General features: G+C 71.0%; 25 protein-coding genes and 1 pseudogene. 17 read left to right on the top strand and 9 right to left on the bottom strand.

The genetic code is table 11. From position 1 onward, the window contains the following. The first annotated feature begins 113 nt into the window (after positions 1–113). The 5 genes from rpsB to ACVW00_RS13190 all read left to right on the top strand — a co-directional run bounded on the left by rpsB (position 114) and on the right by ACVW00_RS13190 (position 4334). Entirely contained in the window at positions 114–1196 is a 1083-nt protein-coding gene (gene rpsB / locus ACVW00_RS13210) for a 30S ribosomal protein S2 (RefSeq protein ID WP_457111360.1), read from the top strand. A 3-nt stretch (positions 1197–1199) separates the two neighbouring features. Further along, on the top strand, positions 1200–2009 hold the full coding sequence (tsf, locus tag ACVW00_RS13205) for a translation elongation factor Ts (RefSeq protein WP_457111359.1): 810 nt from the start codon (positions 1200–1202) through the stop codon (positions 2007–2009). 147 nt (positions 2010–2156) lie between these two features. Continuing rightward, positions 2157–2894 (top strand): UMP kinase, encoded by a 738-nt coding sequence (pyrH, locus tag ACVW00_RS13200; RefSeq protein WP_457111358.1) that lies wholly within the window; start codon positions 2157–2159, stop codon positions 2892–2894. Next, the gene (gene frr, locus ACVW00_RS13195) at positions 2894–3448 is read left to right on the top strand and encodes a ribosome recycling factor (RefSeq protein ID WP_457113112.1); all 555 of its coding nucleotides are present in this window, start codon (positions 2894–2896) and stop codon (positions 3446–3448) included. The genes pyrH and frr overlap by 1 nt, the downstream gene beginning before the upstream one ends. A gap of 7 nt (positions 3449–3455) precedes the next feature. Next, positions 3456–4334 carry a phosphatidate cytidylyltransferase gene (locus ACVW00_RS13190; protein ID WP_457111357.1) on the top strand — a complete coding sequence of 293 codons (879 nt, stop codon included), beginning with the start codon at positions 3456–3458 and terminating at the stop codon, positions 4332–4334. Positions 4335–4336: 2 nt separating this feature from the next. Here ACVW00_RS13190 and ACVW00_RS13185 read toward each other — a convergent pair whose 3' ends face one another. Together ACVW00_RS13185 and ACVW00_RS13180 are read right to left on the bottom strand one after the other, a co-directional pair. Continuing rightward, positions 4337–4984 (bottom strand): anti-sigma factor family protein, encoded by a 648-nt coding sequence (locus ACVW00_RS13185; protein ID WP_457111356.1) that lies wholly within the window; start codon positions 4982–4984, stop codon positions 4337–4339. Then, on the bottom strand, positions 4981–5520 hold the full coding sequence (locus tag ACVW00_RS13180) for a sigma-70 family RNA polymerase sigma factor (protein ID WP_457111355.1): 540 nt from the start codon (positions 5518–5520) through the stop codon (positions 4981–4983). The genes ACVW00_RS13185 and ACVW00_RS13180 overlap by 4 nt, the downstream gene beginning before the upstream one ends. A 155-nt stretch (positions 5521–5675) precedes the next feature. Here ACVW00_RS13180 and rlmN point away from each other — a divergent pair, with 155 nt between their 5' ends. Beyond that, entirely contained in the window at positions 5676–6818 is a 1143-nt protein-coding gene (gene rlmN, locus ACVW00_RS13175) for a 23S rRNA (adenine(2503)-C(2))-methyltransferase RlmN (RefSeq protein ID WP_457111354.1), read from the top strand. Positions 6819–6831: 13 nt separating this feature from the next. Here the strand turns inward: rlmN and ACVW00_RS13170 are convergent, their stop codons facing one another. Next, positions 6832–8622, bottom strand: a complete 1791-nt coding sequence (locus tag ACVW00_RS13170; protein WP_457111353.1) for a TIGR03767 family metallophosphoesterase — start codon at positions 8620–8622, stop codon at positions 6832–6834. Between the two features lie 69 nt (positions 8623–8691). Here ACVW00_RS13170 and ACVW00_RS13165 point away from each other — a divergent pair. Beyond that, positions 8692–9648: pseudogene (locus ACVW00_RS13165) on the top strand (adenylate/guanylate cyclase domain-containing protein); the annotation flags it as partial. A 39-nt stretch (positions 9649–9687) separates the two neighbouring features. On the opposite strand, the gene ACVW00_RS13160 reads toward ACVW00_RS13165, so the two are convergent. From ACVW00_RS13160 to ACVW00_RS13150, 3 genes are all read right to left on the bottom strand, one after another. Next, the gene (locus tag ACVW00_RS13160) at positions 9688–10779 is read right to left on the bottom strand and encodes an LOG family protein (RefSeq protein ID WP_457111352.1); all 1092 of its coding nucleotides are present in this window, start codon (positions 10777–10779) and stop codon (positions 9688–9690) included. Positions 10780–10813: 34 nt separating this feature from the next. Beyond that, the gene (locus ACVW00_RS13155; RefSeq protein ID WP_457111351.1) at positions 10814–11701 is read right to left on the bottom strand and encodes a serine protein kinase RIO; all 888 of its coding nucleotides are present in this window, start codon (positions 11699–11701) and stop codon (positions 10814–10816) included. A gap of 146 nt (positions 11702–11847) precedes the next feature. After that, complete coding sequence (locus tag ACVW00_RS13150) at positions 11848–12693, bottom strand: cobalamin-binding protein (protein WP_457111350.1); 846 nt, start codon at positions 12691–12693, stop codon at positions 11848–11850. Between the two features lie 48 nt (positions 12694–12741). Between ACVW00_RS13150 and ACVW00_RS13145 the strand changes: the two genes are divergently transcribed. The 3 genes from ACVW00_RS13145 to ACVW00_RS13135 are packed head-to-tail and all read left to right on the top strand — an operon-like array spanning position 12742 to position 15324. Next, positions 12742–14220: an NAD-dependent succinate-semialdehyde dehydrogenase gene (locus ACVW00_RS13145; protein ID WP_457111349.1), complete on the top strand. Its 1479-nt coding sequence runs from the start codon at positions 12742–12744 to the stop codon at positions 14218–14220. Positions 14221–14247: 27 nt separating this feature from the next. Then, positions 14248–14877 (top strand): NUDIX hydrolase, encoded by a 630-nt coding sequence (locus ACVW00_RS13140; protein WP_457111348.1) that lies wholly within the window; start codon positions 14248–14250, stop codon positions 14875–14877. Positions 14878–14937: 60 nt separating this feature from the next. Next, on the top strand, positions 14938–15324 hold the full coding sequence (locus tag ACVW00_RS13135; protein ID WP_457111347.1) for a nuclear transport factor 2 family protein: 387 nt from the start codon (positions 14938–14940) through the stop codon (positions 15322–15324). A 40-nt stretch (positions 15325–15364) separates the two neighbouring features. Here the strand turns inward: ACVW00_RS13135 and ACVW00_RS13130 are convergent, their stop codons facing one another. Further along, entirely contained in the window at positions 15365–16270 is a 906-nt protein-coding gene (locus ACVW00_RS13130; RefSeq protein WP_457111346.1) for a hypothetical protein, read from the bottom strand. Between the two features lie 35 nt (positions 16271–16305). Between ACVW00_RS13130 and ACVW00_RS13125 the strand changes: the two genes are divergently transcribed. The 3 genes from ACVW00_RS13125 to ispG are packed head-to-tail and all read left to right on the top strand — an operon-like array spanning position 16306 to position 19915. After that, positions 16306–17421, top strand: a complete 1116-nt coding sequence (locus ACVW00_RS13125) for a 1-deoxy-D-xylulose-5-phosphate reductoisomerase (protein WP_457111345.1) — start codon at positions 16306–16308, stop codon at positions 17419–17421. Then, positions 17418–18728 (top strand): M50 family metallopeptidase, encoded by a 1311-nt coding sequence (locus ACVW00_RS13120; RefSeq protein ID WP_457111344.1) that lies wholly within the window; start codon positions 17418–17420, stop codon positions 18726–18728. Before ACVW00_RS13125 ends, ACVW00_RS13120 begins: the two co-directional genes overlap by 4 nt. Before the next feature lie 35 nt (positions 18729–18763). Then, complete coding sequence (gene ispG / locus ACVW00_RS13115) at positions 18764–19915, top strand: flavodoxin-dependent (E)-4-hydroxy-3-methylbut-2-enyl-diphosphate synthase (protein ID WP_457111343.1); 1152 nt, start codon at positions 18764–18766, stop codon at positions 19913–19915. A 33-nt stretch (positions 19916–19948) separates the two neighbouring features. On the opposite strand, the gene ACVW00_RS13110 is transcribed toward ispG, so the two are convergent. Further along, entirely contained in the window at positions 19949–20701 is a 753-nt protein-coding gene (locus ACVW00_RS13110) for a hypothetical protein (RefSeq protein ID WP_457111342.1), read from the bottom strand. Positions 20702–20733: 32 nt separating this feature from the next. Here ACVW00_RS13110 and ACVW00_RS13105 point away from each other — a divergent pair, with 32 nt between their 5' ends. The 3 genes from ACVW00_RS13105 to ACVW00_RS13095 all read left to right on the top strand — a co-directional run bounded on the left by ACVW00_RS13105 (position 20734) and on the right by ACVW00_RS13095 (position 24220). Then, positions 20734–21612 carry a GNAT family N-acetyltransferase gene (locus ACVW00_RS13105; RefSeq protein WP_457111341.1) on the top strand — a complete coding sequence of 293 codons (879 nt, stop codon included), beginning with the start codon at positions 20734–20736 and terminating at the stop codon, positions 21610–21612. 367 nt (positions 21613–21979) lie between these two features. Then, positions 21980–22348, top strand: a complete 369-nt coding sequence (locus ACVW00_RS13100) for a DoxX family protein (protein ID WP_457111340.1) — start codon at positions 21980–21982, stop codon at positions 22346–22348. A gap of 117 nt (positions 22349–22465) precedes the next feature. Further along, on the top strand, positions 22466–24220 hold the full coding sequence (locus ACVW00_RS13095; protein WP_457113111.1) for a proline--tRNA ligase: 1755 nt from the start codon (positions 22466–22468) through the stop codon (positions 24218–24220). Between the two features lie 18 nt (positions 24221–24238). On the opposite strand, the gene ACVW00_RS13090 is transcribed toward ACVW00_RS13095, so the two are convergent. Beyond that, positions 24239–24874: a TetR/AcrR family transcriptional regulator gene (locus ACVW00_RS13090; protein WP_457111339.1), complete on the bottom strand. Its 636-nt coding sequence runs from the start codon at positions 24872–24874 to the stop codon at positions 24239–24241. A gap of 56 nt (positions 24875–24930) precedes the next feature. On the opposite strand from ACVW00_RS13090, the gene ACVW00_RS13085 reads away from it, so the two are divergent. Then, positions 24931–25791 (top strand): alpha/beta fold hydrolase, encoded by an 861-nt coding sequence (locus ACVW00_RS13085; RefSeq protein WP_457111338.1) that lies wholly within the window; start codon positions 24931–24933, stop codon positions 25789–25791. Positions 25792–25850: the final 59 nt, after the last annotated feature.

Below are 25850 nucleotides of genomic sequence, written 5' to 3'. Positions count from 1 at the left end.
GGTCGGATCGCGCACGGGCGTCAGGGCAACGAGCACCCGCTCGCTGCAACGAACTGAAAATTTGGTTCGGGCGCTCAGCCGTGCCCGGACCCGAACAGAAGGAAACCAACGGCATGGCCGTCGTCACCATGCGCCAGCTCCTCGAGAGCGGCGTCCACTTCGGGCACCAGACCCGTCGCTGGAACCCCAAGATGAAGCGCTTCATCATGACCGAGCGCAACGGCATCTACATCATCGACCTGCAGCAGTCGCTGTCCTACATCGACACCAGCTACGCGTTCATCAAGGACACCGTGGCCAAGGGCGGCACGATCATGTTCATCGGGACCAAGAAGCAGGCGCAGGAGTCGATCGCCGAGCAGGCCACCCGAGTCGGGATGCCCTACGTCAACCAGCGCTGGCTCGGTGGCATGCTCACCAACTTCCAGACCATGAGCCAGCGGATCAACCGGCTCAAGGAGCTCGACGACGTCGACTTCGAGACCGTCGCAGGCTCGGGCCGCACGAAGAAGGAGCTCCTGCAGATGAAGCGGGAGCACGTCAAGCTCGACAAGACCCTCGGCGGCATCCGCGAGATGGGCCGTACGCCGTCCGCGGTGTGGATCGTCGACACGAACAAGGAGCACCTCGCCGTCGAGGAGGCCCGCAAGCTGCGCATCCCGATCATCGCGATCCTGGACTCCAACTGCGACCCCGACGTGGTCGACTACCCGATCCCGGGCAACGACGACGCGATCCGCGCAGTCGGCCTGCTGACCCGGGTCGTTGCCGACGCCGTCGCCGACGGTCTCATCGCGCGCTCCGGCGCCCGGACCGAGGGTGACGCCAAGGCGATCGGCTCCGACGAGCCGCTGGCCGACTGGGAGCGCGACCTGCTCGAGGGCCAGGCCGACAAGGCGGCCGTCGAGGCGACCGGTGGCGACGTCGCCACCGAGACCACACCCGCTGCTGAGTCGACGGGTGCGGCCGCCGAGGCGCCCGAGGCCGCCGCAGCCGCCGAGGCCGTGACCGAGGCTCCGGCCGTGACCGAGGCTCCGGCAGAGGCCGTGACCGAGGCTCCGGCAGAGGCCGTGACCGAGGCTCCGGCAGAGGCCGTGACCGAGGCCCCGGCAGACGCCGTCGCCGAGGCTCCTGCGGAGGCGGCCGAGACCGCTGCCACGGACACGGCGACCACCGAAGAGACGAAGGAGGACTGAGGCGTGGCGATCACCGCTGCCGACGTCAAGAAGCTCCGCGACCAGACCGCCGCGGGGATGATGGATGCCAAGAAGGCCCTCGAGGAGGCCGACGGCGACTTCGACAAGGCCGTCGAGATCCTCCGGGTGAAGGGCCAGGCGAAGGCCGAGAAGCGCGCCGGCGAGCGCGAGGCCACTGCCGGCCTGGTCGCGGCATCCGGCGGAGCCCTGGTCGAGCTCAAGAGCGAGACCGACTTCGTGGCCAAGAACGAGGACTTCGTCGCCACCGCCCAGCGGATCGCCGACGCCGCCAACGCCGCCAAGGCCGGTGACATCGACACGCTCAAGGCGGTCGCGATCGACGGCAGGACCGTCGGTGACATCGTCGAGAGCCTCGCGATCACCATCGGCGAGAAGATCGAGCTCGGCGAGGTGGCGTACTTCGAGGGTCCCTCCGTCGTCTACCTCCACAAGCGTGCGGCCGACCTGCCGCCCGCGGTCGGCGTCATGGTCGAGTACGACGGCAACGAGGCCGCCGCGCGCGCAGCCGCGATGCAGGTCGCGGCGATGAAGCCGCAGTACCTCACCCGCGACGAGGTCCCCGCCGACGTCGTCGCTGCCGAGAAGGACGTCCTGGAGAAGAAGACGCTCGAGGAGGGCAAGCCCGAGGCCGCGGTCGCGAAGATCGTGGAGGGCCGGCTGGGCGGGTTCTTCAAGGAGATCGTCCTGCTCGAGCAGGAGTCGGTGACCGAGTCGAAGAAGAGCGTCAAGCAGGTCCTCGACGAGGCCGGCACGACGGTCAAGCGCTTCGCGCGCTTCGAGGTCGGTGCCTGACCCGGTCCGGATCCGTTAGGTTTCGACAAACGAGCACGAGGAGGCCGGTCCGATGAGCCCGAGAACGATCATCGGACCGGCCTTCGTGCGCCCGCACGCGCCTGGTCCGGACAGGCTCGGCCAACCGATGGCGGCAGGGGAGACGAGATGACGTACAAGCGGGTGCTCCTCAAGCTGTCCGGCGAGGTGTTCGGCGGCGGCAAGGTCGGCGTCGACCCCGACGTCGTGGCCACGATCGCCCGCGAGATCGCATCGGTGCAGCGTGCCGGCGTCGAGGTCGCGGTCGTCACGGGCGGCGGCAACTTCTTCCGCGGCGCCGAGCTCCAGCAGCGCGGCATGGACCGGGCACGCGCCGACTACATGGGCATGCTCGGCATCGTGATGAACTGCCTGGCGCTCCAGGACTTCCTCGAGAAGGAAGGCATCGAGACCCGCGTCCAGACCGCCATCACCATGGGCCAGGTCGCCGAGCCGTACATCCCGCGTCGCGCGATCCGGCACCTGGAGAAGGGCCGCGTCGTGATCTTCGGTGCCGGCGCGGGCATGCCGTACTTCTCGACCGACACCGTCGCCGCGCAGCGCGCGCTGGAGACCAAGTGCGAGGTCGTGCTGATGGGCAAGAACGGCGTCGACGGCGTCTACAGCGCCGACCCGCACAAGGACCCGCACGCGATCAAGTACGACGAGCTGACCTTCCAGGAGGCGCTCGCCTCCGGGCTCAAGGTCGCCGACGCCACCGCCTTCGCCCTGTGCATGGAGAACGACCTGCCCATGGTCGTATTCGGCATGGAGCCCGAGGGAAACATCCTCAGGGTGGTCCAGGGTGAGAAGATCGGCACCCTGGTGAGCAGCGCACACACCAGCGGAAACAAGGAGAGCCTGTGATCAACGAGACCCTCAACGAGGCCGACCAGAAGATGGACAAGGCCGTCGGCGTCGCGCGTGAGGAGTTCGCCGCGATCCGCGCCGGGCGGGCCAACCCGGCCATGTTCGCCAAGCTCACCGCCGACTACTACGGCACCCAGACCCCGATCCAGCAGCTGGCGTCGTTCACCTCGCAGGAGGCGCGGATCATCCTCGTGGCACCGTTCGACGCGAACGCGATGCCGGCCATCGAGAAGGCGATCCGCGAGTCCGACCTCGGCGTCAACCCGTCCAACGACGGCAAGGTGATCCGCTGCGTGTTCCCCGAGCTCACCGAAGAGCGCCGCAAGGAGTACATCAAGGTCGCCCGCACGAAGGCCGAGGAGGGCCGCGTCGCGGTCCGCAACATCCGCCGGCACGCGAAGCAGGAGCTCGAGCGGCTGGAGAAGGACGGCGAGGTCGGCAAGGACGACGTCACCGGCGCGGAGAAGCGACTGGACTCGACGACCAAGAAGCACACCGACCAGATCGACGAGCTGCTGCGGAACAAGGAAGCGGAGCTCCTCGAGGTCTGAGCCCACGATGACGACCACCGGCGCGACCTCACCCGCACCCGGCAAGGACTACGGCCGCGCAGGCCGCAACCTGCCGGCGGCGGTCGGCTCTGCCGTCGTGCTCCTCGTCGCGATCGCCGGCTCGCTGTTCTTCTTCAAGAGCGCTTTCATGCTCATTGTCGCGGCGGCCGTCGTGGTCGCGATCTGGGAGCTGCACCGGGGTCTTGCGGCCAAGGGGGTGGACATCCCCGAGCAGCCGCTGATGGTCGGCGGTGTGGTGATGGTTGCCGTCGCGTACTTCTGGGGCGCGCCGGCGCTGGTGACCGCCACCGCGGTGACCGCCCTGGTGGTGATGTTGTGGCTGCTGCGTCGCGGGGTGGACGGCTTCGTCCAGAACGCCACCGCGGCCGTGTTCACCCTGATCTACGTCCCCTTCCTGGGCTCGTTCGTCGCGCTGCTGCTCGCGGAGGGCGGGGACTGGACGACGACCGATCACCTCGACGACGGCGTCAAGGGGATCTGCGCCTTCATCCTGCTCACGATCGCCTCGGACATCGGTGGGTACGTCGCCGGGGTCCTGTTCGGCCGGCACCCGATGGCCCCGGTCATCTCACCCAAGAAGTCCTGGGAGGGCTTCGCCGGCTCGGCGGCCGCCTGCGTCGGGGCCGGCGTGGGCCTGATGTACTGGCTCGACGGAGAGTGGTGGGTCGGCGTCGCGCTCGGCCTCATCGCCGTGGTGATGGCGACGCTGGGCGACCTGGTCGAGTCGGTCATGAAGCGTGACCTCGGCATCAAGGACATGAGCCAGATCATCCCGGGCCACGGAGGCCTGATGGACCGGATCGACTCGCTGCTGGCGACGATCGCACCGATCTGGTTGCTGCTGCACTACCTCGTGTTCAACTGAGGTCAGCTCGGCGAGAGCCGCAGCAGCGGTGTGCCCGAGGACAACCGGATCTCGAGCCTGTCGATGTGCTCGGGCTGCACGGGCACCGAGCCGCTGACCGAGGCGGTCTTGCCGGGGCCGACGACCCACGTGGCGAGGTCGTAGGACGTGCCCTTGTCGTCGACCGCGACGAGGTCGTAGGGCCGCGACCACGGGGAGCTGTCGGCGTACCGGCACTCCATGTCGATCTCTGTGCCCCACGGGTGGCGGACGAACGTCGCACGGGCGGTCACCGGGCTGCTCACGACCGCCTTCATCGCGGTCATCGGCGCACCGGCCCCGTCGTTGCCGGAGCGGTCGACCACCACGGCCGTGCCTGCGACCGCGAGGACCACCGCGGCTGCGCCCAACGATGCCACCAGGAGGCGGCGCCGGCGGCTGGACCGGCGTACGGCGCGCAGCAGTCGGGGCACCAGCGTGTCCGGCACCGGCACCGGGTCGGCGAGGTCGTCGGTGGAGACGCGGGCGAGAAGGCCCGGGATGCCGGCCAGCTCGGCGACGGACTGGCGGCAGTCGGGGCAGCCGGCCAGGTGCGCCTCGAAGGCAGGCCGCTCGGAGGCCGGCAGCGCGCCGAGCACGTAGGCGGCGGCCGAGTCGCAGGTGACGCTCATCGGGTCACCCCCCGTTCCTCGAGCGCGAGCCGGAGCGCGCGCATGCCGTAGTGCAGCCGCGACTTCACCGTCCCCGGCGGTACGCCGAGCCGCTCGGCCGCCTCGGCGACGGTCTGGCCGCCGTAGTAGCACTCGACGATCGCGGCGCGGTGGTCCGGGCTGATCGAGCGCAGGGCATCGACGACGAGCCACTGCTGGAGCACGTCGTCGGTCCGGTCGGGGACCGCCTGCTCGAGGTCGACCGGGTCGGTGCTGTCCTCCGGCCGGACCGAGCGTGCGCGCCACGAGTCGATCGAGACGTTGCGAGCGACGGTGAACAGCCATGCGCGGACCCCGTCGGGCTCACGACCCAGCACGCTGGGGTGACGCCACGCCCGGAGCAGCGTCTCCTGGGCGATGTCCTCGGCGCGGGCCGCGTCGCCCCGCGTGAGCCGCAGGCAGAAGCTCCACAGCGCGTCGGCATGTTGCTCGCACGCGGTGCGCATCAGCTGCTCGTCCAGGTCGGGCGAATGGACCACCTCCACATCTGACACCACGCGGAGGTCCTGGGAAAAGTTCAACACCGCTGCCTTCCCCGCAGCCACACCAGAATGCGGGCTTCCCGACCGGAATCGCGTACGGGAAGCGGGCAATTCACTACGCCAGTAGTGAATTGGGCCCCCGCCCCTCCGGATGGGAGAATCACCCGGTCATGTCAGAACCGATCAAGACCCTCCCCCTCGTGTTCGAGGAGCCCAAGGGCCGCGGCAAGCCACCCCGGCACCTCGCGGACCTGACGCCGGCCGAGCGCAAGGCGCGGCTCGAGGAGCTGGGCCTGCCGGGGTTCCGCGCGAAGCAGCTCTCGACCCACTACTTCTCACGGCTGGTCGACGACCCGGCCGAGATGACCGACCTGCCCGCCGGCCAGCGCGACGAGCTCGTCGCCGGCCTTCTTCCCGACCTGATGACGCCTCTGCGCACGCTCGAGGCGGACAGGGGCACGACCCGCAAGACGCTGTGGAGGCTCTTCGACGGAGCACTGGTCGAGTCGGTGCTGATGCGCTACCCCGGCCGGACCACGATGTGCGTCTCCAGCCAGGCCGGCTGCGGGATGGCCTGCCCGTTCTGCGCGACCGGGCAGGGCGGGCTGCAGCGCAACATGTCCACCGCCGAGATCGTCGAGCAGGTGGTCGCGGGCGCGCGTGCGCTGGCCCGCGGCGAGGTCCCCGGCGGCCCGGGGCGCGTGTCGAACGTGGTCTTCATGGGCATGGGCGAGCCGATGGCCAACTACAACGCCGTCATGGGCGCCGTACGCCGCCTCACCGACCGGACGCCGGACGGGCTCGGCATGTCCGCCCGCGGGATCACGGTGAGCACGGTCGGCCTCGTCCCGCGGATGAGGCAGCTCGCCGACGAGGGCATCCCCGTGACGCTGGCGCTCTCCCTGCACGCCCCGGACGACGAGCTGCGCAACGAGCTGGTCCCGATCAACACCCGGTTCTCGGTCGCCGAGACCGTGGAGGCGGCGTGGGACTACGCCCGCCGTACCAAGCGCCGGGTCTCCATCGAGTACGCGATGATGCGCGGGATCAATGACCAGGCCTGGCGTGCCGACCTGCTCGCGGACGTGCTCCACGGCTTCGGCCCGCAGGACGACTCCCGTTGGGGCTGGGTCCACGTGAACCTGATCCCGCTCAACCCGACGCCCGGCTCGAAGTGGACCGCGTCGGACCCGCGCGACGAGAAGGAGTTCGTCCGCCGCCTCGAGGCGAAGGGCGTGCCGACCACCGTCCGGGACACGCGCGGACGCGAGATCGACGGTGCCTGCGGTCAGCTGGCCGCCGTCGAGGCCTGAGCGTCCTACCGGATCAGCCGACGGCGACGCCCTGCGGCACGGCCGAGGTGACCGGAGCCGGATGGGCGCCGCGCAGCTCGGGAGGCGTCGCGAGGAGCAGCTCGGTGTTGCGCGCCAGCACCGGACCCGAGCGCGGGGCGATGTTGGCCTGCGGGTCGTTGACCGAGAGCTCGCGGGACAGCCCGGCCAGGTTGACCGGGTTGGAGAGCACGCCGGCGTAGTCGGCCGGACCCGCGTGGTCGATGACCGTCGTGAAGATCGAGTAGGTGCCGTCGCCGTTGTCGACCACCTCGATCAGTCGCCCCTGCTGGGGGAAGTCGATGTGCGAGGCGGTGTTGATCTCCCAGAAGCCGCCGCTGCCGTCCGCGCGCGCGTGCGGCGTGATCTGGTTGCGGTGGGTGTGGCCGTTGACCCACGCGATCACCCGTGGCTGCGAGAGCAGGAAGCTGGTGACGTCCGGACCGAGGACCCGCGGGCTCGCGTCGAGGCCGGTGAGCACCAGCGGGTTGCCCATCGTGTCGGACGTGTGGTGGCTGAAGACGATCACGGCCTTGCCCGCGGCCGACGAGACGGTGGTCTGGAGCCAGGCGAACTGCGCCTGGTCCAGGGAGCCGTCGGCGTACCCGTTCGGGTTGACCGAGTCCATCACGACGAAGCGGAACGGCCCCCGGTCGAAGGTGTAGTACGCCGTGCCGTTCTGCCGGTTCGCGTCGGTGTAGCCGTGTCCGACCGGCGTGCCCGTCGTGTCGAAGTGCTCGGCGATGATCTGCGCGCGGCTGATCACCCTGCGGGCGGGGTCGCCGGGGACGATCCGTGCGAGCGGGGAGAGCAGGAGGTTGTCGATGATCCCGTCGAGGTCCTGCCGCTCGAGGGCGTTGATCACGTCAGACTGGCTCAGCCCGAGTGGGCTGCTCATCACCTTCAGGTTGCCGGTGGCGAGCGCTCCGAGCTGGGTGCTGTTGGCCGGGAAGTTGCCCTGCATGAGGCCGTCGTGGTTGCCGAAGCAGGTGAACCACGGCATCTTCACCCCGACCGCGTCGAACGGCGCCCGGGCAGCGTCCAGCAGGGCCGGGATGCGCGGGAAGCCGTGCTGCGCGCGGTAGATGTCGTCCTGCTTGAGCAGCGGCGTGCCGCCCGGGTGCCAGTAGTGCGTGTCGTAGTAGAGGATGTTGCCGTCCATCACGCCGTCGTAGCGCGAGTACGCACCGCTGTCCGGCCTGATGCCGGCCTTGCCGTCGAGGATGTCGATGTTCCAGCGGACCTCGTTGCGCTGGCAGTTGTCGGAGTTGTCCCCCGTTTCGATGAGGAACGCGAGCGGGAGATCGGTGACCGGACCGGTCTCGGCGGCGTTCACGGTGCGCACCATCGCGTCCATCACCTGGGTGCTGAGCATCTCCTGCGGCCGGTACGCCGCGTCGAGGAGCCCGGGGTTCAGGCTCAGGTCGTTGGGGTCCTCGAACCGGTCGAGCCACTCCACGCGCGCCGGCGACTGGTGGTCGACGACGTGCACGTCGCTGAGCTGGGCGAAGGCCAGCAGCGGCCGTCGCGAGGTCACCCGTCCCGGTGCCGCGGGAATCCCGAGGTCGGTGCGGACCAGGTGCGGCTCACCGGGCAGGCGGACGATCTTCGTGTAGCCCTTGGCGTCGGGCGCGCCCCGGCCGTAGGTGCCGGCGAGGGTCGTCGCGGCGGCGCTCGTCGTGCCGGCGACGGCCGACTCCGCGAGCGAGGAGTAGAGGGGGGCGGCGGCCGCGGCGCCGGTGAGGGCTGCGGCCGAGCGCAGCAGTCCGCGTCTGGAGAGCTCCATGCCTGCCCAACGAGGGGCCGTGACGTCGGTCACGCCCGGTCTGGACCGCGGACGCGCCGACAGGGAAGGATGCGCCCCGTGGCCGACGGAGACCAGCTCGACCCCCAGCAGATCGTCGAGATGCTCGAGACCCACCTCCTGGGCAGCGTGCCGACGCTCACCGGGCCGGAGGTGGCCGACGCGGTGGGGATCAGCATGGAGGTCGCCCGGCAGCGGTGGCGTTCGCTGGGCTTCACCGCGGTCGACGACGACGAGGTCGCGTTCACCGAGGCCGACCTCGAGGCGATGCGCCTGACCCAGAGGCTCCACGACCTGGGCATGGTCGACCAGGAGGACGAGGCGGCCCTGATCCGCACGCTCGGGCGAAGCTTCGCCCGGCTCGCCGAGTGGCAGCTCGGCCTCCTCGGCCGGGCGCTCGACCCGACCAGCCTGGCGAAGGACGACCTGGCCGCGGTGATCGCCGAGGTCACCCCGGTGATCGAGCAGGTGCAGAGCTACATCTGGCGCCGGCACGTGCTCAGCGCCGCGTCGCGTCTCCTGCTCGCTCCGCCGTCCGACGCCGAGGGCGCGGTGAGCACCGGCATCGGGTTCGCCGACATCGTCGGCTACACGCGGCAGACGCGGTCACTCAGGCAGGAGGAGCTCGCGCGGCTGGTCGACGTGTTCGAGGCCAGGGCGCTGGCGATCATCACCGCGCACGACGGGCGGATCATCAAGACGATCGGCGACGAGATCCTGTTCGCCGCCGATCGGCCCGAGGATGCGGCGTACATCGCGCTGGAGCTGGTCGAGGAGCACCTCCGCGACGAGGACTTCCCGCAGCTGCGGGCGGGCGTCGCCTGGGGACCCGTGCTGAACCGGCTCGGCGACGTGTTCGGCCCGACGGTGAACATCGCGGCGCGGCTCACCTCGGTCGCCCGTCCGGGCAGGGTGCTCGCCGACAAGGAGCTGGCCGAGGCGCTGCACGACCACGAGGACTTCAGGCTGCGCCGGATGCGGCGTACGTCGGTCAAGGGCTACCGCCGGCTCGAGCCGTGGAAGCTGCGTCGCCCCGACGACCAGGACCTACCGCCGGCCACCGCCGTCCTCGAGGAGGACGGGCAGCACCTCGGCAGGGTCGTCGACCAGATGGAGTCGCGGGCCGAACGCGCGGCCCTCGCCGAGGACGTCGAGGAGCTGCCAGACCGGTAGCCGTGCCGTCCAGTGGTCACGGCCCACCAGCACCATCGGCGCGACCAGGGCCGGCTCGCCGTAGTAGTTCGCGCACGCGGCCTGGAAGATCTCCTGCACGGTGCCGGCGGCCCCGGGCAGGAAGACGATCCCGGCGCGGCACAGCCGCACGAGCATGTCCTCGCGCAGGGCGTTGTGGAAGTACTTCGCGACCGCCGCGGCGAAGACGTTCGGCGGCTCGTGGCCGTAGAACCAGGTCGGGATCCCCAGCGAGACAGTGCCGTCGGGCCACTGCTCCCGCACGCTGAACGCGGCGCGGGCCCAGGCGGTCACGTCAGGGGCGAAGTCGGGCACGGCCGCGACCGCAGAGACCGCCGCGACGAGCTCCTCCCCGGTCGCCGAGGCGAGCCAGGCGCCGAGGTTCGCCGCCTCCATCGCGCCGGGACCACCGCCGCTGAGCACGGTGAACCGTGAGCCGAGGTCCTGCCCGAGGCGGGCCGCGGCCAGGTACGCCGGGGAGTCCCGTGGCACGGCGTGGCCGCCCATCACCCCGACGAGCCGGCGGCCCGCGGCGAACTCCTCGACGGCGTCGTCGATCGCGTGGTCGTGCAGGGCCATCGCGAGGCTGCGGTCGAGCGACCGCGGGCTCACTGACCACGCGTAGGTCACGGCGTCGAGCGTCGCGGCATATCCGTCCTCCAGGCCGCGGTACAGCTCGGCGGGGGTGTAGAGCGCGCCGCGGTAGGGATCGAACGGCAGGTCGGGGACGGACGGGAACACCAGCGCACCGCGCGCCCGGATGTCCGCCTCACTGCGCGGGGTGAACCGGCAGCCGAGGAACACCGCGCGACTGACCTCGAGCCGGGCGAGCACGTCGGCGCGGCCCGAGAGGTCGACCGACTGCAGGTGCACGCCGGCCAGCGAGGTCGTGCCGTGGCTCACCAGCTCGTCGAGCTCCGCCAGGGTCTCGATCTCGGTGGGGCGCACGGGATCGAAGATACGGATCCACGGGCCGCCGCGCTCACCAGGCGCTCCCGATCAGGTCCGCGAACAACGAGTGCTCGTCGACGTCGAGCCCTCGGCGCACGAACCAGCTGCAGACGTTGTGGCAGTCACGCTCGAGGAAGTCGGCACCGAGCGGGTTGGCCACCAGGTCGACGACCTGCGGCAGGTCGATGACCACGATCCGCTCGCCCGCGGCGAGGATGTTGTACGGCGAGAGGTCGCCGTGCGCGAGCCCGTGCACGGCGAGCGCCGTCATTGCGTCCCTGACCTGGTCGAACCAGCTCCGGAGCAGCTCCGGGCTCGGTCGCGTGTTGGCGAGGCGTGGCGCCGCCTCGCCGTCGACGGTCACCAGCTCCATGAGGATCTCGGTGCCGTCGATCTGGACCGGGTAGGGGACCGGCACGCCGGCCTCGTGGCAGCGTTTCAGCGACTCCCACTCGGCCCAGGCCCACTGCGCCGCGGCTGCCCTGCGGCCGAACGCGGTCTTGCCCGCGACCGCCCTCGCCTCGCGCGAGTCGCGGGTCCGGCGGCCCTGGGTGTAGCCGGCGTTGCGATGGAAGTTGCGGTGCTCGGGAGCCCGGTAGCGCTTCGCGGCGAGCACGCACGACCCGGGCGCTTGGCGCCCGGGCGCAGCCTCGAACCCGGGCGGGACGGCACGCTCGAGCACGAAGACCTCGGCCTCCTTGCCGGTCTTGAGCACGCCGAGCTCGGTGTCGATGGCCGCCCGGTCGGTGACCAGCCAGTCGGGCGTGGGCCTCGGGCCGCGCATGAGCGGCTCGACGTCCCAGTAGGTGGAGTAGCGCTGGCCGTCGGGGAGGTCGTCGAGCGGCCGGAAGTCGCAGACGAAGCCGGGGTCGAGCGGTGGGTCCAGCTCAGCGCTGGCGTGGGACCTGTCGGTGTTCAACGTGGTTGCTCCGGAAGTGTGAGAGGTGGTGGGCGGGCACGCCCGTGACAGTGATGGACATGTCACGCCTCCTCTGCTTCCGGAGCCCGCACGCCGGGCTCGACCACGACAGAGCATCCTCGCGGATCGCCGCCGCTGCAAAGGGTTTACGGGTGCAGCAGGCCCGCGAGCTCCTCGACGCCGTCGACCAGGCGAGTGCCGGGCCTCGCCCACGAGGCGTTCGCGTCCACCGCCACGACCCGCACCGCGGTCGGCAGCAGCCCGGAGCGCTGCAGCTCGTCGGCCTGCGCAGCCGCGCCGGCGCGGTCGTAGCCGCAGGGGGCGACCACGACCACTTCCGGCCGAGCGGCGTGCACGTCGTCCCAGGTGACCCGCCGTGACTTCTCACCCGGCGTACCGAGCACCGGGTCGCCGCCGGCGAGCGCGATCATCTCGGGGATCCAGTGCCCCGGTGCGTACGGCGGGTCGGTCCACTCCAGCAGCAGCACCCGCGGGCGCTCGAGTCCGGCGACGCGTGCGGCCACGGCCGCGAGCCGGTCGCGCTGGCCGGCGACCAGCGCGCGAGCCTCGTCGACCCGCCCGGTGGCGGCGCCGAGCGCCTCGATGGACGCGAACACCTCCTCCAGCGTGTGCGGGTCGATGGTCAGCACGTCCGCCGTGCAACCGAGGTGCGCCAGGGCGTCGTCGACGACCGAGACGTCGATTGCGCAGACGGCACACAGGTCCTGGGTCACGACCAGGTCGGCGTCCAGACCGGCCAGCGCGCCCTCGTCCAGCCGGTAGAGGTCCTCGCCGCGGGCCACGGCTGCCGCCACGAACGCGTCGATCTCGGCCGGCGTCAGGTCCTCGGGCATCGTCGAGGTGGAGACGATCGGCCGGGACCGTGCCGCGGGCGGGTGGTCGCACTCGAACGTCACGCCGACGACCTCCTCGCCGGCGCCGATCGCGAAGAGGATCTCGGTGGTGGAGGGGAGCAGGCTGACGACGCGCACACCGCGACCCTAAGGTGGACCGGAGGCGGCACGAGTGGAGGAGAGCGGATGACTGGGAGCACCGAGCTTCGGCCCGAGGAGCGGAAGGTCCTCGAGGCGGTCCCGAAGCAGCTGTTGATCGGCGGGGAGTGGCGCGACGCGAGCGGCGGCGCCACGTTCGCGGTGGAGGACCCCGCGACCGGGGCCACCCTCTGCGAGGTCGCCGACGCGACCCCGCAGGACGCCCTCGCTGCCCTCGACAGTGCGGTTGCCGCGCAGGCGGCGTGGGCGGCGACCCCGCCCAACGAGCGCTCGGAGATCCTTCATCGCGCCTTCGTGGCGCTCGGCGAGCAGGCCGACGAGCTCGCCCTCCTGATGACCCTCGAGATGGGCAAGGCGGTCGCTGAGTCGAAGGGCGAGATCGCGTACGCCGCGGAGTTCTTCCGCTGGTTCTCCGGGGAGGCGCTGCGCATCGACGGCTACTACAAGACGGCCGGCAACGGGCAGAGCCGCGTGCTGGTGATGCGCCAGCCGGTCGGTCCCTGCTTCTTCATCACGCCCTGGAACTTCCCGAACGCCATGGGCACGCGCAAGATCGGCCCGGCGATCGCGGCGGGCTGCACCATGGTGGTCAAGCCGGCCCACCAGACGCCGCTCTCGATGCTCGCGCTGGCGAAGGTCCTCGAGGAGTGCGGGCTGCCGCCCGGCGTGCTCAACGTGGTCACCTCGACGAGCTCGGGTGACGTGTCCGCGCCGATCATCGCCGACCCGCGGCTGCGCAAGCTCAGCTTCACCGGCTCGACCGAGGTGGGCCGCAAGCTGATCGCCCAGGCCGCCGACCAGGTGCTCAAGGTGTCGATGGAGCTCGGCGGCAACGCGCCGTTCCTCGTCTTCGAGGACGCCGACCTCGATGCCGCCGTCGACGGCGCGATGCTGGCGAAGATGCGCAACGTCGGCGAGGCGTGCACCTCGGCCAACCGGTTCCACGTCCACGAGTCGGTCGCCGAGGAGTTCGGCCGGCGGCTGGCCGAGCGGATGGGTGCGCTGAAGGTCGGCCGTGGGACCGACGAGGGCATCGACGTGGGCCCCCTGATCGACGACAAGCAGCAGGCGAAGGTCGCCGAGCTCGTCGACGACGCCGTGAGCAAGGGCGCCACCTGCGTCACCGGCGGGCGACGGCCGGACGGAGCGGGTTACTTCTACGAGCCGACCGTGCTGACGGGGGTCACCGCGGACGCCCGGGTGCTCAGCGAGGAGATCTTCGGGCCGGTCGCGCCGATCGCCACCTTCGCCACCGACGACGAGGCGATCGCCGCCGCGAACAAGACCGAGTTCGGCCTGGTGTCCTACGTCTTCACCCGTGACCTCAACCGCGCGTTCCGCGTCTGCGAGGCGCTCGAGACCGGGATGATCGGCCTCAACCAGGGACTGGTGTCCAACGCGGGCGCGCCGTTCGGTGGCGTCAAGCAGTCGGGCACCGGTCGTGAGGGCGGCAACGAGGGGATCGCGGAGTACCTCGAGACCAAGTACGTCGCCGTGAGCCTCTGAGCCGACACCGTGCCAGGTACGAGCAAGGTGTCCGATGAGCCCGTCGCACTCGTCGACGAGAGCGGGCGCGTGGTCGGCAGCGCGCCACGCTCCGTCGTACGCCGGGACAACCTGCGTCACGCCGCGACGGCGGTCCTCGTCCGCGACCCGGCCCGGCGGATCTACCTGCACCGGCGCACCGACACCAAGGACTGGGCGCCCGGTCACTGGGACGCCGCAGCCGGGGGAGTGATCGCGGTGGGCGAGGAGCCGCACGAGTCGGCTTTGCGTGAGGTCGCCGAGGAGCTCGGGATCACGGGTGCCGTGCTGACCGCGCTCGGGGACCACCTGTACGAGGACGAGACCACGCGCTGCTTCGAGCACGCCTACGAGACGGTCTGGGACGGGCCGGTCGTGCACCAGCCCGAGGAGGTCGCGGAGGGTCGATGGGTGACGCTCGCCGAGCTGGCGACGCTGCTCGCCGACCCCGAGTTCGCGTTCGTGCCGGACACCCGCCAGCTGCTGGGCCAGCTGGCCGCTCGGGCTGTGGGCGAAATTCACTACGGGCGTAGTGAAACTGGTGCTTCCCGTACGAGATCCCGTACGGGAAGCGGCCAATTCACTACGCCAGTAGTGAATTTCCCGGACTACGCGGAGCTCCTCCTCCCGCGAGGATGACCCTTTCGGGTCTGGCGGGTCCCCCGGCATCGTCCTAGCGTCGGGATCGAGGGGGACCAAGTGAGGTTCGGCATGGAAGCAACGGTGAACAAGCAGGCTGCAGTCAACGGGTACGCGGCGTTCGGCGCCATGGACCCCGAAGGTGCGATGAAGGACATCTCGGACTCCATCGAGTGGGTGGTCGGCGGGGACAACGCCCTGACCGGCACCTATCGGGGCAAGGAGGAGGTCGGCGGCTTCTGGATGAAGCTCGTCGAGAAGGGCTTCAAGAACACCCCGAAGGAGTTCATCGCCGAGGGCAACAGGGTCGTGGTGCTCTGCCACAACGAGCTCGACGGCAACGAGGCGGATTCCGCGGACGTGCTCAGCTACGACGACGACGGAAAGCTCATCCGGTTCGAGACCTTCGGCGGAGAAGCGCAGCTGGACCGCGCGTACCCGCGCTGAGTCGCGAGCGTCGGGGGGTGGCGGGGGCGCCACCCTCCGATCACGGGTCGGGGAACGGCAGCATCGCGGCGAGGGTCGGCATCTGCCGGCGGCCGATCTCGTACGTCGCGCCGTGCGCACACTCGAGCGACGTGTCCGCGGTGCGCACCACCATCCGGGCGACCGAGGAGTGCACGACGCGGTGGTGCCCTCCGGTCGGGTCGCTGTAGGTCCAGCCGGCCAGGGTGCTGACCGGCGCGTCGACGTCGAGGTCGAGCCCGCTCACCCGCACCCGGCAGCCGTCCTCGCGGTCGGCGACCTTGACCGGCCGGCCGAGTCCGCCCAGGCGGGTCCGCCGTCCTCCGCGCTCGAGCACCCCGTTGGCGATCCACGGCGTCGTCACGGGGCCGAGCCGGAGCCTCCCGAGCACCACGTCCACGAGCCAGTCGGGGCCGGCGCCGCGCAGCCAGATCCACCGCTCGGCGTGCTCGCTGCCCCAGTTGTGCCCGACCATGCCGGTCCACCCGTCCAGGTCGATCTCCCGGCCGTCGACGCGCACCTGCCCGGCGTACCGGAGGCGGGGGCGGAGGCTCACCGACTTCGTGCGGGGCAGCGGTGCGCCGTACAGGAACGGCACGGGCAGGTGCGGGAACGGCGGATCGTCACCCTCCCAGGTGATCTCCCAGTCGGGCGCGGTCGCGCCGGTGGGCGACAGCACGGCGTCGCCCACCCGGATCAAGGGACCGACGGCCAGGTCCGGCGTGGACCGCTTGTCGGCATGCGGCCCGTCGAGGTCGAACCACGTGCGCCACACGGAGCCGACGGGCTCTCGGCCGGGCGCCTTCCACACCGTGTGCCGCAGCCACAGGGCGCGGGGCGCGTCCGGGTCGTGGGCGGTGAGGTAGTAGCTCTCGTAGAACGCGTCCCGCAGGCCGGCGTGCGGGAATCGCGCGGCGGCGAGGTCCATGCCGCTCATGCTGCCACGGCTGGGAGGATGGTCCGGTGAGCAGACGCGACGTCGTGATCCTGGGCTCCACCGGTTCGATCGGCACCCAGGCGCTGGACGTCGTGCGCGCCAACCCGGACCGGTTCCGGGTGGTCGGGCTGACTGCGGGTGGTTCGCAGCCGGAGCTGTACGACGCCCAGGTCGCCGAGTTCTCCCCGAAGATCAGCGGTCTCGGCGAGGACGCCTCGGTCGAGGCCGCGTCGATGCGCGCCGACGTGGTGCTCAACGGCATCACCGGAGCGGTGGGCCTGCGGCCGACGATCGCGGCCCTCGAGGCCGGCAACACGCTCGCGCTGGCCAACAAGGAGTCCCTGATCATCGGCGGCAGCGTGGTCACCTCCCGCGCGGCTCCGGGCCAGATCGTCCCGGTCGACAGCGAGCACAGCGCGCTGGCGCAGTGCCTGCGCGGCGGTCGCGCCGAGGAGGTACGCCGCCTCGTGCTCACGGCGAGCGGCGGCCCGTTCCGGGGCCGGAGCCGGGAGGACCTTGCCGAGGTCACCCCCCAGGACGCGCTCGCACATCCCACCTGGGACATGGGCCCGGTGGTGACGATCAACTCGGCGACGCTGGTCAACAAGGGTCTCGAGGTGATCGAGGCCCACCTCCTCTTCGGCATCCCGATGGACGACATCGAGGTCGTCGTGCACCCGACGTCGGTGGTGCACTCGATGGTGGAGTTCGCAGACGGGTCGACGCTCGCCCAGGCGTCCCCGCCCACGATGCTGATCCCGATCGCGCTCGGACTCGCGTGGCCCGACCGGGTGCCGGGCACCGCGCCGGCCGTCGACTGGACCCGCTCGCAGGTGTGGGAGTTCTTCCCGCTCGACGACGAGGCGTTCCCCGCGGTGCGGCTCGCCCGTGAGGCGGGTGCCCGCGGCCGCACCGCGCCCGCGGCGTACAACGCTGCCAACGAGGTCTGCGTGCAGGCCTTCCGCGAAGGGCGGCTCGGGTTCACCGGCATCGTCGACACGGTCGCAGCCGTCCTCGAGCTGCACCGCGTCAACCGCCACGACGTAGGCTCGACGCCGACAGACCTCACTCTCGACGACGTCCTGGCCGCCGACGCCTGGGCCCGCGAGGAGACGACCCGCCTCCTGGAGACCGCCCGATGACCGACGCCCTCATGTACGTCGCCGGCGTCGTGCTGTTCACGGTCGGCGTCGCCGCCTCGATCGGCCTGCACGAGGTCGGGCACCTGGTCCCCGGCAAGCTCTACGACGTCAAGATCACCCAGTACTTCATCGGGTTCGGTCGCACGGTCTGGTCGCGGCGCCGGGGTGAGACCGAGTACGGCCTCAAGGCGATCCCGCTCGGCGGCTACGTGAAGCTCGTCGGGATGCTGCCGCCGGCTCCCGATCAGGACCCGGAGAAGGCCCGCACCAGCAACACCGGCATCTTCGCCCAGCTGGTCAGCGACGCCCGCTCCGCGGAGTACGAGCACGTGGACCCCGCAGACCACGACCGGCTGTTCTACCGGCTCCCGTGGTGGAAGCGCGTGGTGATCATGGGCTCCGGGGTGACGATCAACCTGGTGCTCGCGTTCCTGCTCTTCGCGCTCGTCTTCATGGGCTACGGCACCCACGAGCCGACGACGACGGTCAGCACGGTCTCCCAGTGCGTGAAGGTCGTGCGGGTCGACCAGCCCGCGGGGACCTGCTCGTCGAAGGACCCGGCGACTCCCGCCCTGACAGCGGGGTTGAAGCCCGGCGACCGGGTCGTGTCGTTCAACGGCGTGGCGATCACCTCCTACGACCAGCTGCAGCGGCTGATCCGCGCCAACGAGGCCGGGCAGGCCGCGATCGGCGTCGACCGAGGGGGCCAGACCCTGACCCTTCGCACAAACACGGCGATCAACGGGCTCCCGTCGCTCGATGACCCGACCAAGACCGTCAACGGCGGGTTCCTCGGCATCAGGCCGACCCTCCACCGCGAGCACCAGGACCTCGGCTACGTGACGAGCTTCATGGTCGACGGCACCTGGGAGACGCTCAAGTCGATCGGGGCGATGCCGCACAAGGTCTACCACGTCACCCGGGCCGCACTCGGCCTGGAGAAGCGCGACGCGAACAGCCCGATGAGCGTCGTCGGCGCGGGCCGCGTCGCCGGCGAGTTCGCCTCCGACGACACGAGCTCCGTGGCGGACCGGTTCTTCTCGGTGATCCTGCTGCTGGCAGGCCTCAACCTCTTCCTGGGCCTGGTCAACCTGGTGCCGCTGCCGCCCTTCGACGGCGCCGGCATCGCGACCACGCTCTACGAGGCGGCCCGGCGAGGCGCCGCCCGGATCTTCGGGCGGCCGGACCCGGGGGCGGTCGACGCCGCCAAGCTGCTGCCGGTGACCTACGTCGTCGCGGGGCTGCTGCTGCTGATGACCGTGATCCTCGTGTACGCCGACATCGTGGCGCCCGTGCAGATCTCCTGACGGACGCTGCGGCGCCGCGAACTAGGATCGAGCCCATGACATCGGTCTCCCTCGGCATGCCGGCTGCCCCGCCGCCCGTCCTCGCGCCCCGCCGCCAGACGCGGCAGATCCGCGTGGGCAAGGTCGGCGTCGGCAGCGAGTCGCCGGTGTCGGTGCAGTCGATGACCACGACGCTGACCTCCGACGTCAACGCGACCCTCCAGCAGATCGCCGAGCTGACCGCGACCGGGTGCGACATCGTCCGGGTCGCGTGCCCGTCCCAGGACGACGCCGATGCGCTGCCGGAGATCGCGAGGCACTCGCAGATCCCGGTGATCGCCGACATCCACTTCCAGCCGCGCTACGTGTTCGCGGCGATCGAGGCCGGCTGCGCCGCCGTACGGGTCAACCCGGGCAACATCAAGAAGTTCGACGACCAGATCAAGGAGATCGCGGCAGCTGCCAAGGACCACGGCACGTCGATCCGGATCGGCGTCAACGCCGGCTCGCTGGACCCGCGACTGCTCCAGAAGCACGGCAAGGCCACCCCCGAGGCGCTCGTGGAGTCGGCCGTGTGGGAGGCGTCACTGTTCGAGGAGCACGACTTCCACGACTTCAAGATCTCGGTGAAGCACAACGACCCGGTGGTGATGGTGCGGGCCTACGAGCTGCTGGCCGAGGCGGGTGACTGGCCGCTGCACCTCGGCGTCACCGAGGCAGGCCCGGCGTTCCAGGGCACGATCAAGTCGGCGACCGCCTTCGGAGCGCTGCTCTCGCGGGGCATCGGCGACACCATCCGCGTCTCCCTGTCGGCTCCGCCGGTCGAGGAGGTCAAGGTCGGCATCCAGATCCTGCAGTCGCTCAACCTGCGGCCGCGCAAGCTCGAGATCGTCTCCTGCCCGTCGTGCGGGCGCGCGCAGGTCGACGTCTACACCCTCGCCGAGCGGGTGACCGCGGGTCTCGAGGGCATGGAGGTCCCGCTGCGGGTAGCGGTGATGGGCTGCGTCGTGAACGGTCCCGGCGAGGCGCGCGAGGCCGACCTCGGGGTGGCGTCGGGCAACGGCAAGGGCCAGATCTTCGTCAAGGGCGAGGTGATCAAGACGGTGCCGGAGTCGGAGATCGTGGAGACGCTGATCGAGGAGGCCCTGCGGCTCGCCGAGGGGATGGAGCCCGTCGAGGGTGCGTCGGCGGACGTGACGGTCTCGTAGCCGACCGGCGGTCGAGCCTGTCGAAACCCCTCGCTAGCCCGCCGGAGTCGTCGCGTCGGTCGGAGCGGTCGACGGCGACTGTGCCTGTCCCTCGGCCAGCCCCTCCTGGAAGCGGATCCCCGCGACCAGCACCTGCAGGGCGTCCTCGCACTGGCGCCAGTGCGGGCTGTCCTGGGCGAGGAAGTCCAGGTCCTGCATCGTCGTGGTGAGTGCCTCGACGTCGGTGAGGTCGACCGACTTCGTCTGCTCCCAACCGGGCTGCAGCTCCTGGTCGGCGATCTGGGCGTTGTCGCTCAGCGTCTGCATCGCCTGCTTCACCGCGGCCTTGGTCGGGGGCCGGACGAGCTTGTGGTTCGCGTCCCGGACCGCTGCGGGCAGCGGGTCGCTGAGGTAGAGGTCGACGGCGGCGCGCACCTGGTCGAGCTGGTAGGTCATGTCGTACGGCCGCAGCTTCTCGCTGAACTGGCGCAGCGAGGTGATCGCCTTGAGCTGCGTCTCGACGAGCTGCTGGCAGTTCTTCGCCGTGGTCGTGTGCTTGTAGTAGTCCACGGTGGCGATCACGGTGTTCCAGCGGTCGGGCAGCGCGGACGGGTTCTTGTCCTGGTCGAGCCCCAGGACGCTGTCGCCGACTTCAGCCCACTGGGCACGACAGTCCTTGACCGCAGCGGCACCCTTGGTCGCCGAATCGGGCTTCGCGCCCTGCCCACAGCCCAGCACGCCGAGCGCCAGCACACTCGCCACGCAGACCCGCACGGCCGTGCGGGCCCACGTGCGCTGATGGAGCATGGGGCAACCGTATCGGTCTGTACAGTCCCCATGTGCTCGCATCGCAGGGTCGGTCCGGGGAGCGGCCGCAGGGTCGGTCGGACGGCGTACGCGTGCTCGGACCGGCCGATCTGCCCGCCGCTCTGGAGGTGCTGGCCGATGACCCGGTGGCCAACGTCTTCGTCGAGTACCGCAGCCGGATGACGCAGCTGGATCCCCGGTGGCTGGGCGGCCAGATGTGGGGGTACGTCGTCGACGGCGAGCTCCGCTCGCTGTGCCACGTCGGCGCCAACCTCGTCCCGGTCGCGGGCACCGCCGAGTCCTGTGCCGCGTTCGCCGATCGGGCCACGAGGCAGCGTCGGCTGAGCTCCACCATCGTGGGTCCTCGTGACGCCGTCGAGCTGCTCTGGACCGACCTGGCCGACGAGTGGGGGACCCCCCGTGAGGTCCGGTGGGACCAGCCGCACCTGGAGATCTCCTCGGCGCCGCTCGTGAAGCCCGATCCCGCGGTCCGCCGGACGAGTCCGGACGAGATCGACGTGCTGTACCCGGCCTGTGTCGCGATGTACCAGGAGGAGGTCGGGGTCTCGCCCGAGGCGGACGGCGGCCGGAACCTCTACCGTGCGCGCGTCGCGCAGCTGGTGAACCGCGGGTGGTCGTTCTCGCGGATCGAGGACGGGCGGGTCCTCTTCAAGGCCGAGATCGCCTGCGCCACCCCTGCGGCCTGCCAGATCCAGGGCGTCTGGGTCGATCCCGACCGGCGCGGCGAGGGACTGTGCACGCAGGGGATGGCGGCCGTGGTCGACGTGGCCCTCCGCGAGATCGCCCCGACGGTCGCGCTCTACGTCAACGGCCACAACGTCGCCGCCCGCACAGCGTACGAGCGGGTCGGCTTCCGGCAGTCGGGCACCTTCTCGACGATCATGTTCTGACCCGAGCGGGCAGAGAAGCTGGTCCCCGGTACGCCGAGCGGGCACAAAAGCTGCGCCGCAGTACGCCGAGCGGGCAGAAAAGCTCTGCCGCAGTACGCCGAGCGGGCAGAGAAGCTGCCCGTCGTGCCTCGCCTAGTCAGCCGTGGTGGCTCCTCCCAGCTCCGCGCAGCAGCGTTTCTGCCCGCTCGGCGGGCCGCGCGGCAGCGTTTCTGCCCGCTCGGCGGGCCGCGCGGCAGCGTTTCTGCCCGCTCGGCGGGCCGCGCAGCAGCGTTTCTGCCCGCTCGGCGGGCCGCGCGGCAGCGTTTCTGCCCGCTCGGCGGGCCGCGCAGCAGCGTTTCTGCCCGCTCGGCGGTTCTAGACTCCCGGCATGTCCGCACCCCTGCGCCGGGACGCGAAGATCGTGATCGGCGCCTTCCTCGTCTCCGGCACGGTGCACCTGGTCAAGCCCGAGGTGTACGAGCCGCTGATGCCCGCCCGGGTCCCCGCACACCGTGAGGTGATCCTCGCGTCCGGTGTCGCAGAGCTGCTCTGCGCGGTCGGGATGCTGCTCCCGCCGACGCGCCGGCTGGCCGGCCTGGCCGGAGCGGCGCTGCTCGTGGGCGTGTTCCCCGGCAACGTGAAGATGGCCCTGGACGCCCAGCGCGGCCGGAACGTGCCGTTCAAGGCGGCCGCGTGGGCCCGGCTTCCGCTGCAGCTGCCGCTGGTACGCGGCGCCTGGCGTGCCGGCAGGGCCTGACCGCCCCAAACCCGGTCGTTCCGGATGAGTCGGCGCAGATAGCCTCTGCTCATGATCGCACCCCACGAAACCACTGGCTCCGCTCGCGCTTCCGCGGGGACCCCGCGGATCATGCGGATGTCGACCTTGTTCGTGCGGACCCTGCGAGAGGACCCGGCGGACGCGGAGGTGCCGAGCCACCGGCTGCTCGTGCGGGCCGGCTACATCCGCCGGGCCGCTCCCGGCATCTACACCTGGCTCCCGCTCGGTCTGCGGGTGCTGCGCAACGTCGAGCGGATCATCCGTGAGGAGATGGACGCGATCGGCGCCCAGGAGCTGTCGTTCCCAGCCCTCCTGCCCCGAGAGCCCTACGAGGCCAGCAACCGCTGGACGACGTACGGCAACGGCATCTTCCGTCTCCAGGACCGCAAGGGCGGCGACTACCTGCTCGGCCCGACGCACGAGGAGATGTTCACCCTCGCGGTGAAGGACATGTACTCCTCCTACAAGGACCTGCCGGTCTGGCTCTACCAGATCCAGACGAAGTACCGCGACGAGGCGCGTCCCCGCGCAGGCGTGCTGCGCGGCCGCGAGTTCATCATGAAGGACTCCTACTCCTTCGACACCACCGACGAGGGCCTCGACCGGTCGTACGCCGCGCACCGCGCGGCGTACATCAAGACCTTCGACCGGCTCGGCTTCGACTACGCCATCGTCAAGGCCACGAGCGGCGCGATGGGCGGCTCGAAGTCCGAGGAGTTCCTCGCCAGGGCCGAGGTCGGCGAGGACACCTACGTGCGGTGCACGAACTGCGACTACGCCGCCAACATCGAGGCCGTCACGGTCCGCGCGCCGGCACCCGTGGCGTACGACGACGCCCCGGCCGCGCACGCCGAGCAGACGCCGGACACCCTGACGATCGACACGCTGGTCGACCACCTCAACGAGAAGTTCCCCCGCGACGACCGGCCCTGGACAGCCGGCGACACGCTCAAGAACGTCCTGGTCGTGCTCAAGCACCCCGACGGCACCCGCGAGCCGCTCGCGATCGGCGTCCCCGGCGACCGTGAAGTCGACCAGAGGCGCCTGGAGGGCCAGCTCGAGCCGATCGAGGTCGAGCCGATGGACGACGCCGAGCTGCGCAAGCACCCCGCCCTGGTCAGGGGCTACATCGGTCCGGGAGCCCTGGGGGAGGGGTCGGCGTCGAAGATCCGGTACGTCGTCGACCCGCGCGTCTCCGAGGGCACCCGGTGGGTGACCGGCGCCGACGTCCCGGGCAGCCACGTGATCGACCTCGTCGTGGGTCGTGACTTCACGCCGGACGGCACCATCGAGGCCGCCGACGTGCGTGACGGGGACGCCTGCCCGAACTGCGAGGACGGCACGCTGGAGTCTGCCCGCGGCATCGAGATGGGGCACATCTTCCAGCTCGGCCGCTGGTTCGCCGAGGCGCTCGACCTGAAGGTCCTCGACGAGAACGGCAAGCTCGTCACCGTGACGATGGGGTCCTACGGGATCGGCGTCTCCCGGGCCGTCGCTGCGATCGCGGAGGGCAACAACGACGAGCTCGGCCTGGTCTGGCCCCGCGAGATCTCACCCGCCGACGTGCACATCGTCGCGACCGGCAAGGACGGCGCCGTGTTCGCCGCCGCCGCCGAGATCGCCGACGAGCTGGCCGCGCGCGGCCTCACGGTCCTGTACGACGACCGCGAGAAGGTCAGCCCAGGGGTCAAGTTCAAGGACGCCGAGCTCATCGGCGTGCCGACGATCGTGACCGTGGGGCGGGGACTGGCTGAGGGGACCATCGAGGTCAAGGACCGCCGGTCGGGCGAGCGCACCGAGGTGCCGTTCCTCCAGGCCGTCAACCACCTCGTGCACCTCGCCCACGGCTGAGGCTGAACCTGCTGCGGCTCACGCGTCGATGATCAGTGCGGCGATGAGCCGGTGCAGCGCGGCCCGGACCTCCTCGGTCGCAAGGGCCGGATCGTCTGCTCGTGCCGCGTAGAGCACGGCCTCCTCGAGCGCTCCGATCAGCAGGTGGGCGACCGGAGCCACGGGCTGCTCTGCCATCACGCCCGCGGCGATGGCGCCCTCGACGGCACTCTCGACCAACCCGACGCCGTACCGGTGGCCGATCTCGCGCCAGCGTTCCCAGCCCAGGGCCGCGGGCGCCTCGATGAGCACCAGCCGCTGCACCGAGGGCTCCGCGCTGGCGGCGAGCCAGGCGTCGACCCCGACGTGCAGCGCCCGGGCCATGTCCTGGGCTTCGACGACGAAGACCTCGGCGCCGATGCGCGCGGCGATCTCGGCCTCGACCTGCTCGAAGACCGCCGCGAACAGCTCGAGCTTGCCGTCGAACTGGTGGTAGAGCGCCCCACGGGTGACGCCCGCCGCGCGCGCGATCTCGTCGGTCCCGACGTCGGCGAACCCGCGCTCCGCGAACAGGATGCGTGCGGCGTCGACCAGGGCGGCGCGGGTTGCCGCCGTGCGCTGCGCCTGCGTCCGGGGGGCCTGGGTCCCCGGGGGCCGATTCCGCTTGCTTTCCATACAACCTGTCCGTAAGTTACGTACATCTTGTACGCAACCCTAGACCGGAGGCCGGGATGAGCACGACGCGCAACGCCGCAGCACAGCAGATCGAGCTGGACGGCGGCACCATCCACTACCGCGAGTCCGGGCCGGTCGACGGTCGTGCGGTCGTGTTCGTGCACGGCTTCCTCGTCGACCACGGGCTGTGGAGCGACGTACCGGAGCGGCTGGCGGAGCAGGGCTTCCACACCTTCGCCCCGACCTGGCCGATCGGCTCGCACCCGACCCCGATGAAGGCCGACGCGGAGCTCTCGCCCCGCCACGTCGCCCGGATCGTGCTCGACTTCCTCGCCCGGCTCGACCTGCACGACGTGGTGCTGGTCGGCAACGACACCGGCGGAGCGATCTGCCAGTTCCTGCTCGACGAGGACGCCTCCCGGATCGGGCGGCTCGTGCTGACCAACTGCGACGCCTTCGAGACGTTCCCGCCGTTCCCCTTCAACCTGCTCTTCCGGCTGGGCCGCCACCCGCTCGCTGCGGGAGCGGTCATGCAGGGTGTGCGGGCCGGCTGGCTTCGCAACGGGCCCCTCGGCTTCGGACCTCTGGTCGCCCGATCGCTCACGGCCGACGAGAGCGAGGACTGGGTGCGCCCCTACCTCGACCAGCCGGCGGTACGCCGGGACACGGCCCGGTTCCTCCGCGGTTGGCGACCGGGCGACCTCGCCGACGTCGGCACGCGGCTCGGCCGGTTCGAGCGGCCGGTGCTGCTGGCATGGGCTCCTGAGGACCGGTTCTTCCGGATCGCGCTGGCCCATCGCCTTGCCGAGACCTTTCCCGACAGCCGGCTCGTCGAGATCCCCGGCGCGCGCACGTTCGTCGCGCTGGACCAGCCTGCCGCCCTGACCCGGCACATCGCCGAGTTCGCGCAGTCCTGACCGGCGGTCCGAGGGCTCGAAACCGGATCGCGCCGGCACCGGCGCGATGAGAGGGTCGG

The sequence above is a fragment of the Marmoricola sp. URHA0025 HA25 genome, assembly GCF_054059435.1.
The sequence above is the reverse complement of the archived record's forward strand: the minus strand, read 5'-3'. Positions and strand labels throughout refer to the sequence as shown.

What these genes read in the sequence shown, in the direction of transcription:
- rpsB (WP_457111360.1), top strand. Translation starts at nt 114, where the DNA reads ATGGCCGTCGTCACCATGCGCCAGCTCCTCGAGAGCGGCGTCCACTTC.
- pyrH (WP_457111358.1), top strand. Translation starts at nt 2,157, where the DNA reads ATGACGTACAAGCGGGTGCTCCTCAAGCTGTCCGGCGAGGTGTTCGGC.
- ACVW00_RS13190 (WP_457111357.1), top strand. Translation starts at nt 3,456, where the DNA reads ATGACGACCACCGGCGCGACCTCACCCGCACCCGGCAAGGACTACGGC.
- ACVW00_RS13185 (WP_457111356.1), bottom strand. Translation starts at nt 4,984, where the DNA reads ATGAGCGTCACCTGCGACTCGGCCGCCGCCTACGTGCTCGGCGCGCTG.
- rlmN (WP_457111354.1), top strand. Translation starts at nt 5,676, where the DNA reads ATGTCAGAACCGATCAAGACCCTCCCCCTCGTGTTCGAGGAGCCCAAG.
- ACVW00_RS13170 (WP_457111353.1), bottom strand. Translation starts at nt 8,622, where the DNA reads ATGGAGCTCTCCAGACGCGGACTGCTGCGCTCGGCCGCAGCCCTCACC.
- ACVW00_RS13145 (WP_457111349.1), top strand. Translation starts at nt 12,742, where the DNA reads ATGACTGGGAGCACCGAGCTTCGGCCCGAGGAGCGGAAGGTCCTCGAG.
- ACVW00_RS13130 (WP_457111346.1), bottom strand. Translation starts at nt 16,270, where the DNA reads ATGGACCTCGCCGCCGCGCGATTCCCGCACGCCGGCCTGCGGGACGCG.
- ACVW00_RS13120 (WP_457111344.1), top strand. Translation starts at nt 17,418, where the DNA reads ATGACCGACGCCCTCATGTACGTCGCCGGCGTCGTGCTGTTCACGGTC.
- ispG (WP_457111343.1), top strand. Translation starts at nt 18,764, where the DNA reads ATGACATCGGTCTCCCTCGGCATGCCGGCTGCCCCGCCGCCCGTCCTC.
- ACVW00_RS13110 (WP_457111342.1), bottom strand. Translation starts at nt 20,701, where the DNA reads ATGCTCCATCAGCGCACGTGGGCCCGCACGGCCGTGCGGGTCTGCGTG.
- ACVW00_RS13100 (WP_457111340.1), top strand. Translation starts at nt 21,980, where the DNA reads ATGTCCGCACCCCTGCGCCGGGACGCGAAGATCGTGATCGGCGCCTTC.
- ACVW00_RS13095 (WP_457113111.1), top strand. Translation starts at nt 22,466, where the DNA reads ATGTCGACCTTGTTCGTGCGGACCCTGCGAGAGGACCCGGCGGACGCG.
- ACVW00_RS13090 (WP_457111339.1), bottom strand. Translation starts at nt 24,874, where the DNA reads ATGGAAAGCAAGCGGAATCGGCCCCCGGGGACCCAGGCCCCCCGGACG.
- ACVW00_RS13085 (WP_457111338.1), top strand. Translation starts at nt 24,931, where the DNA reads ATGAGCACGACGCGCAACGCCGCAGCACAGCAGATCGAGCTGGACGGC.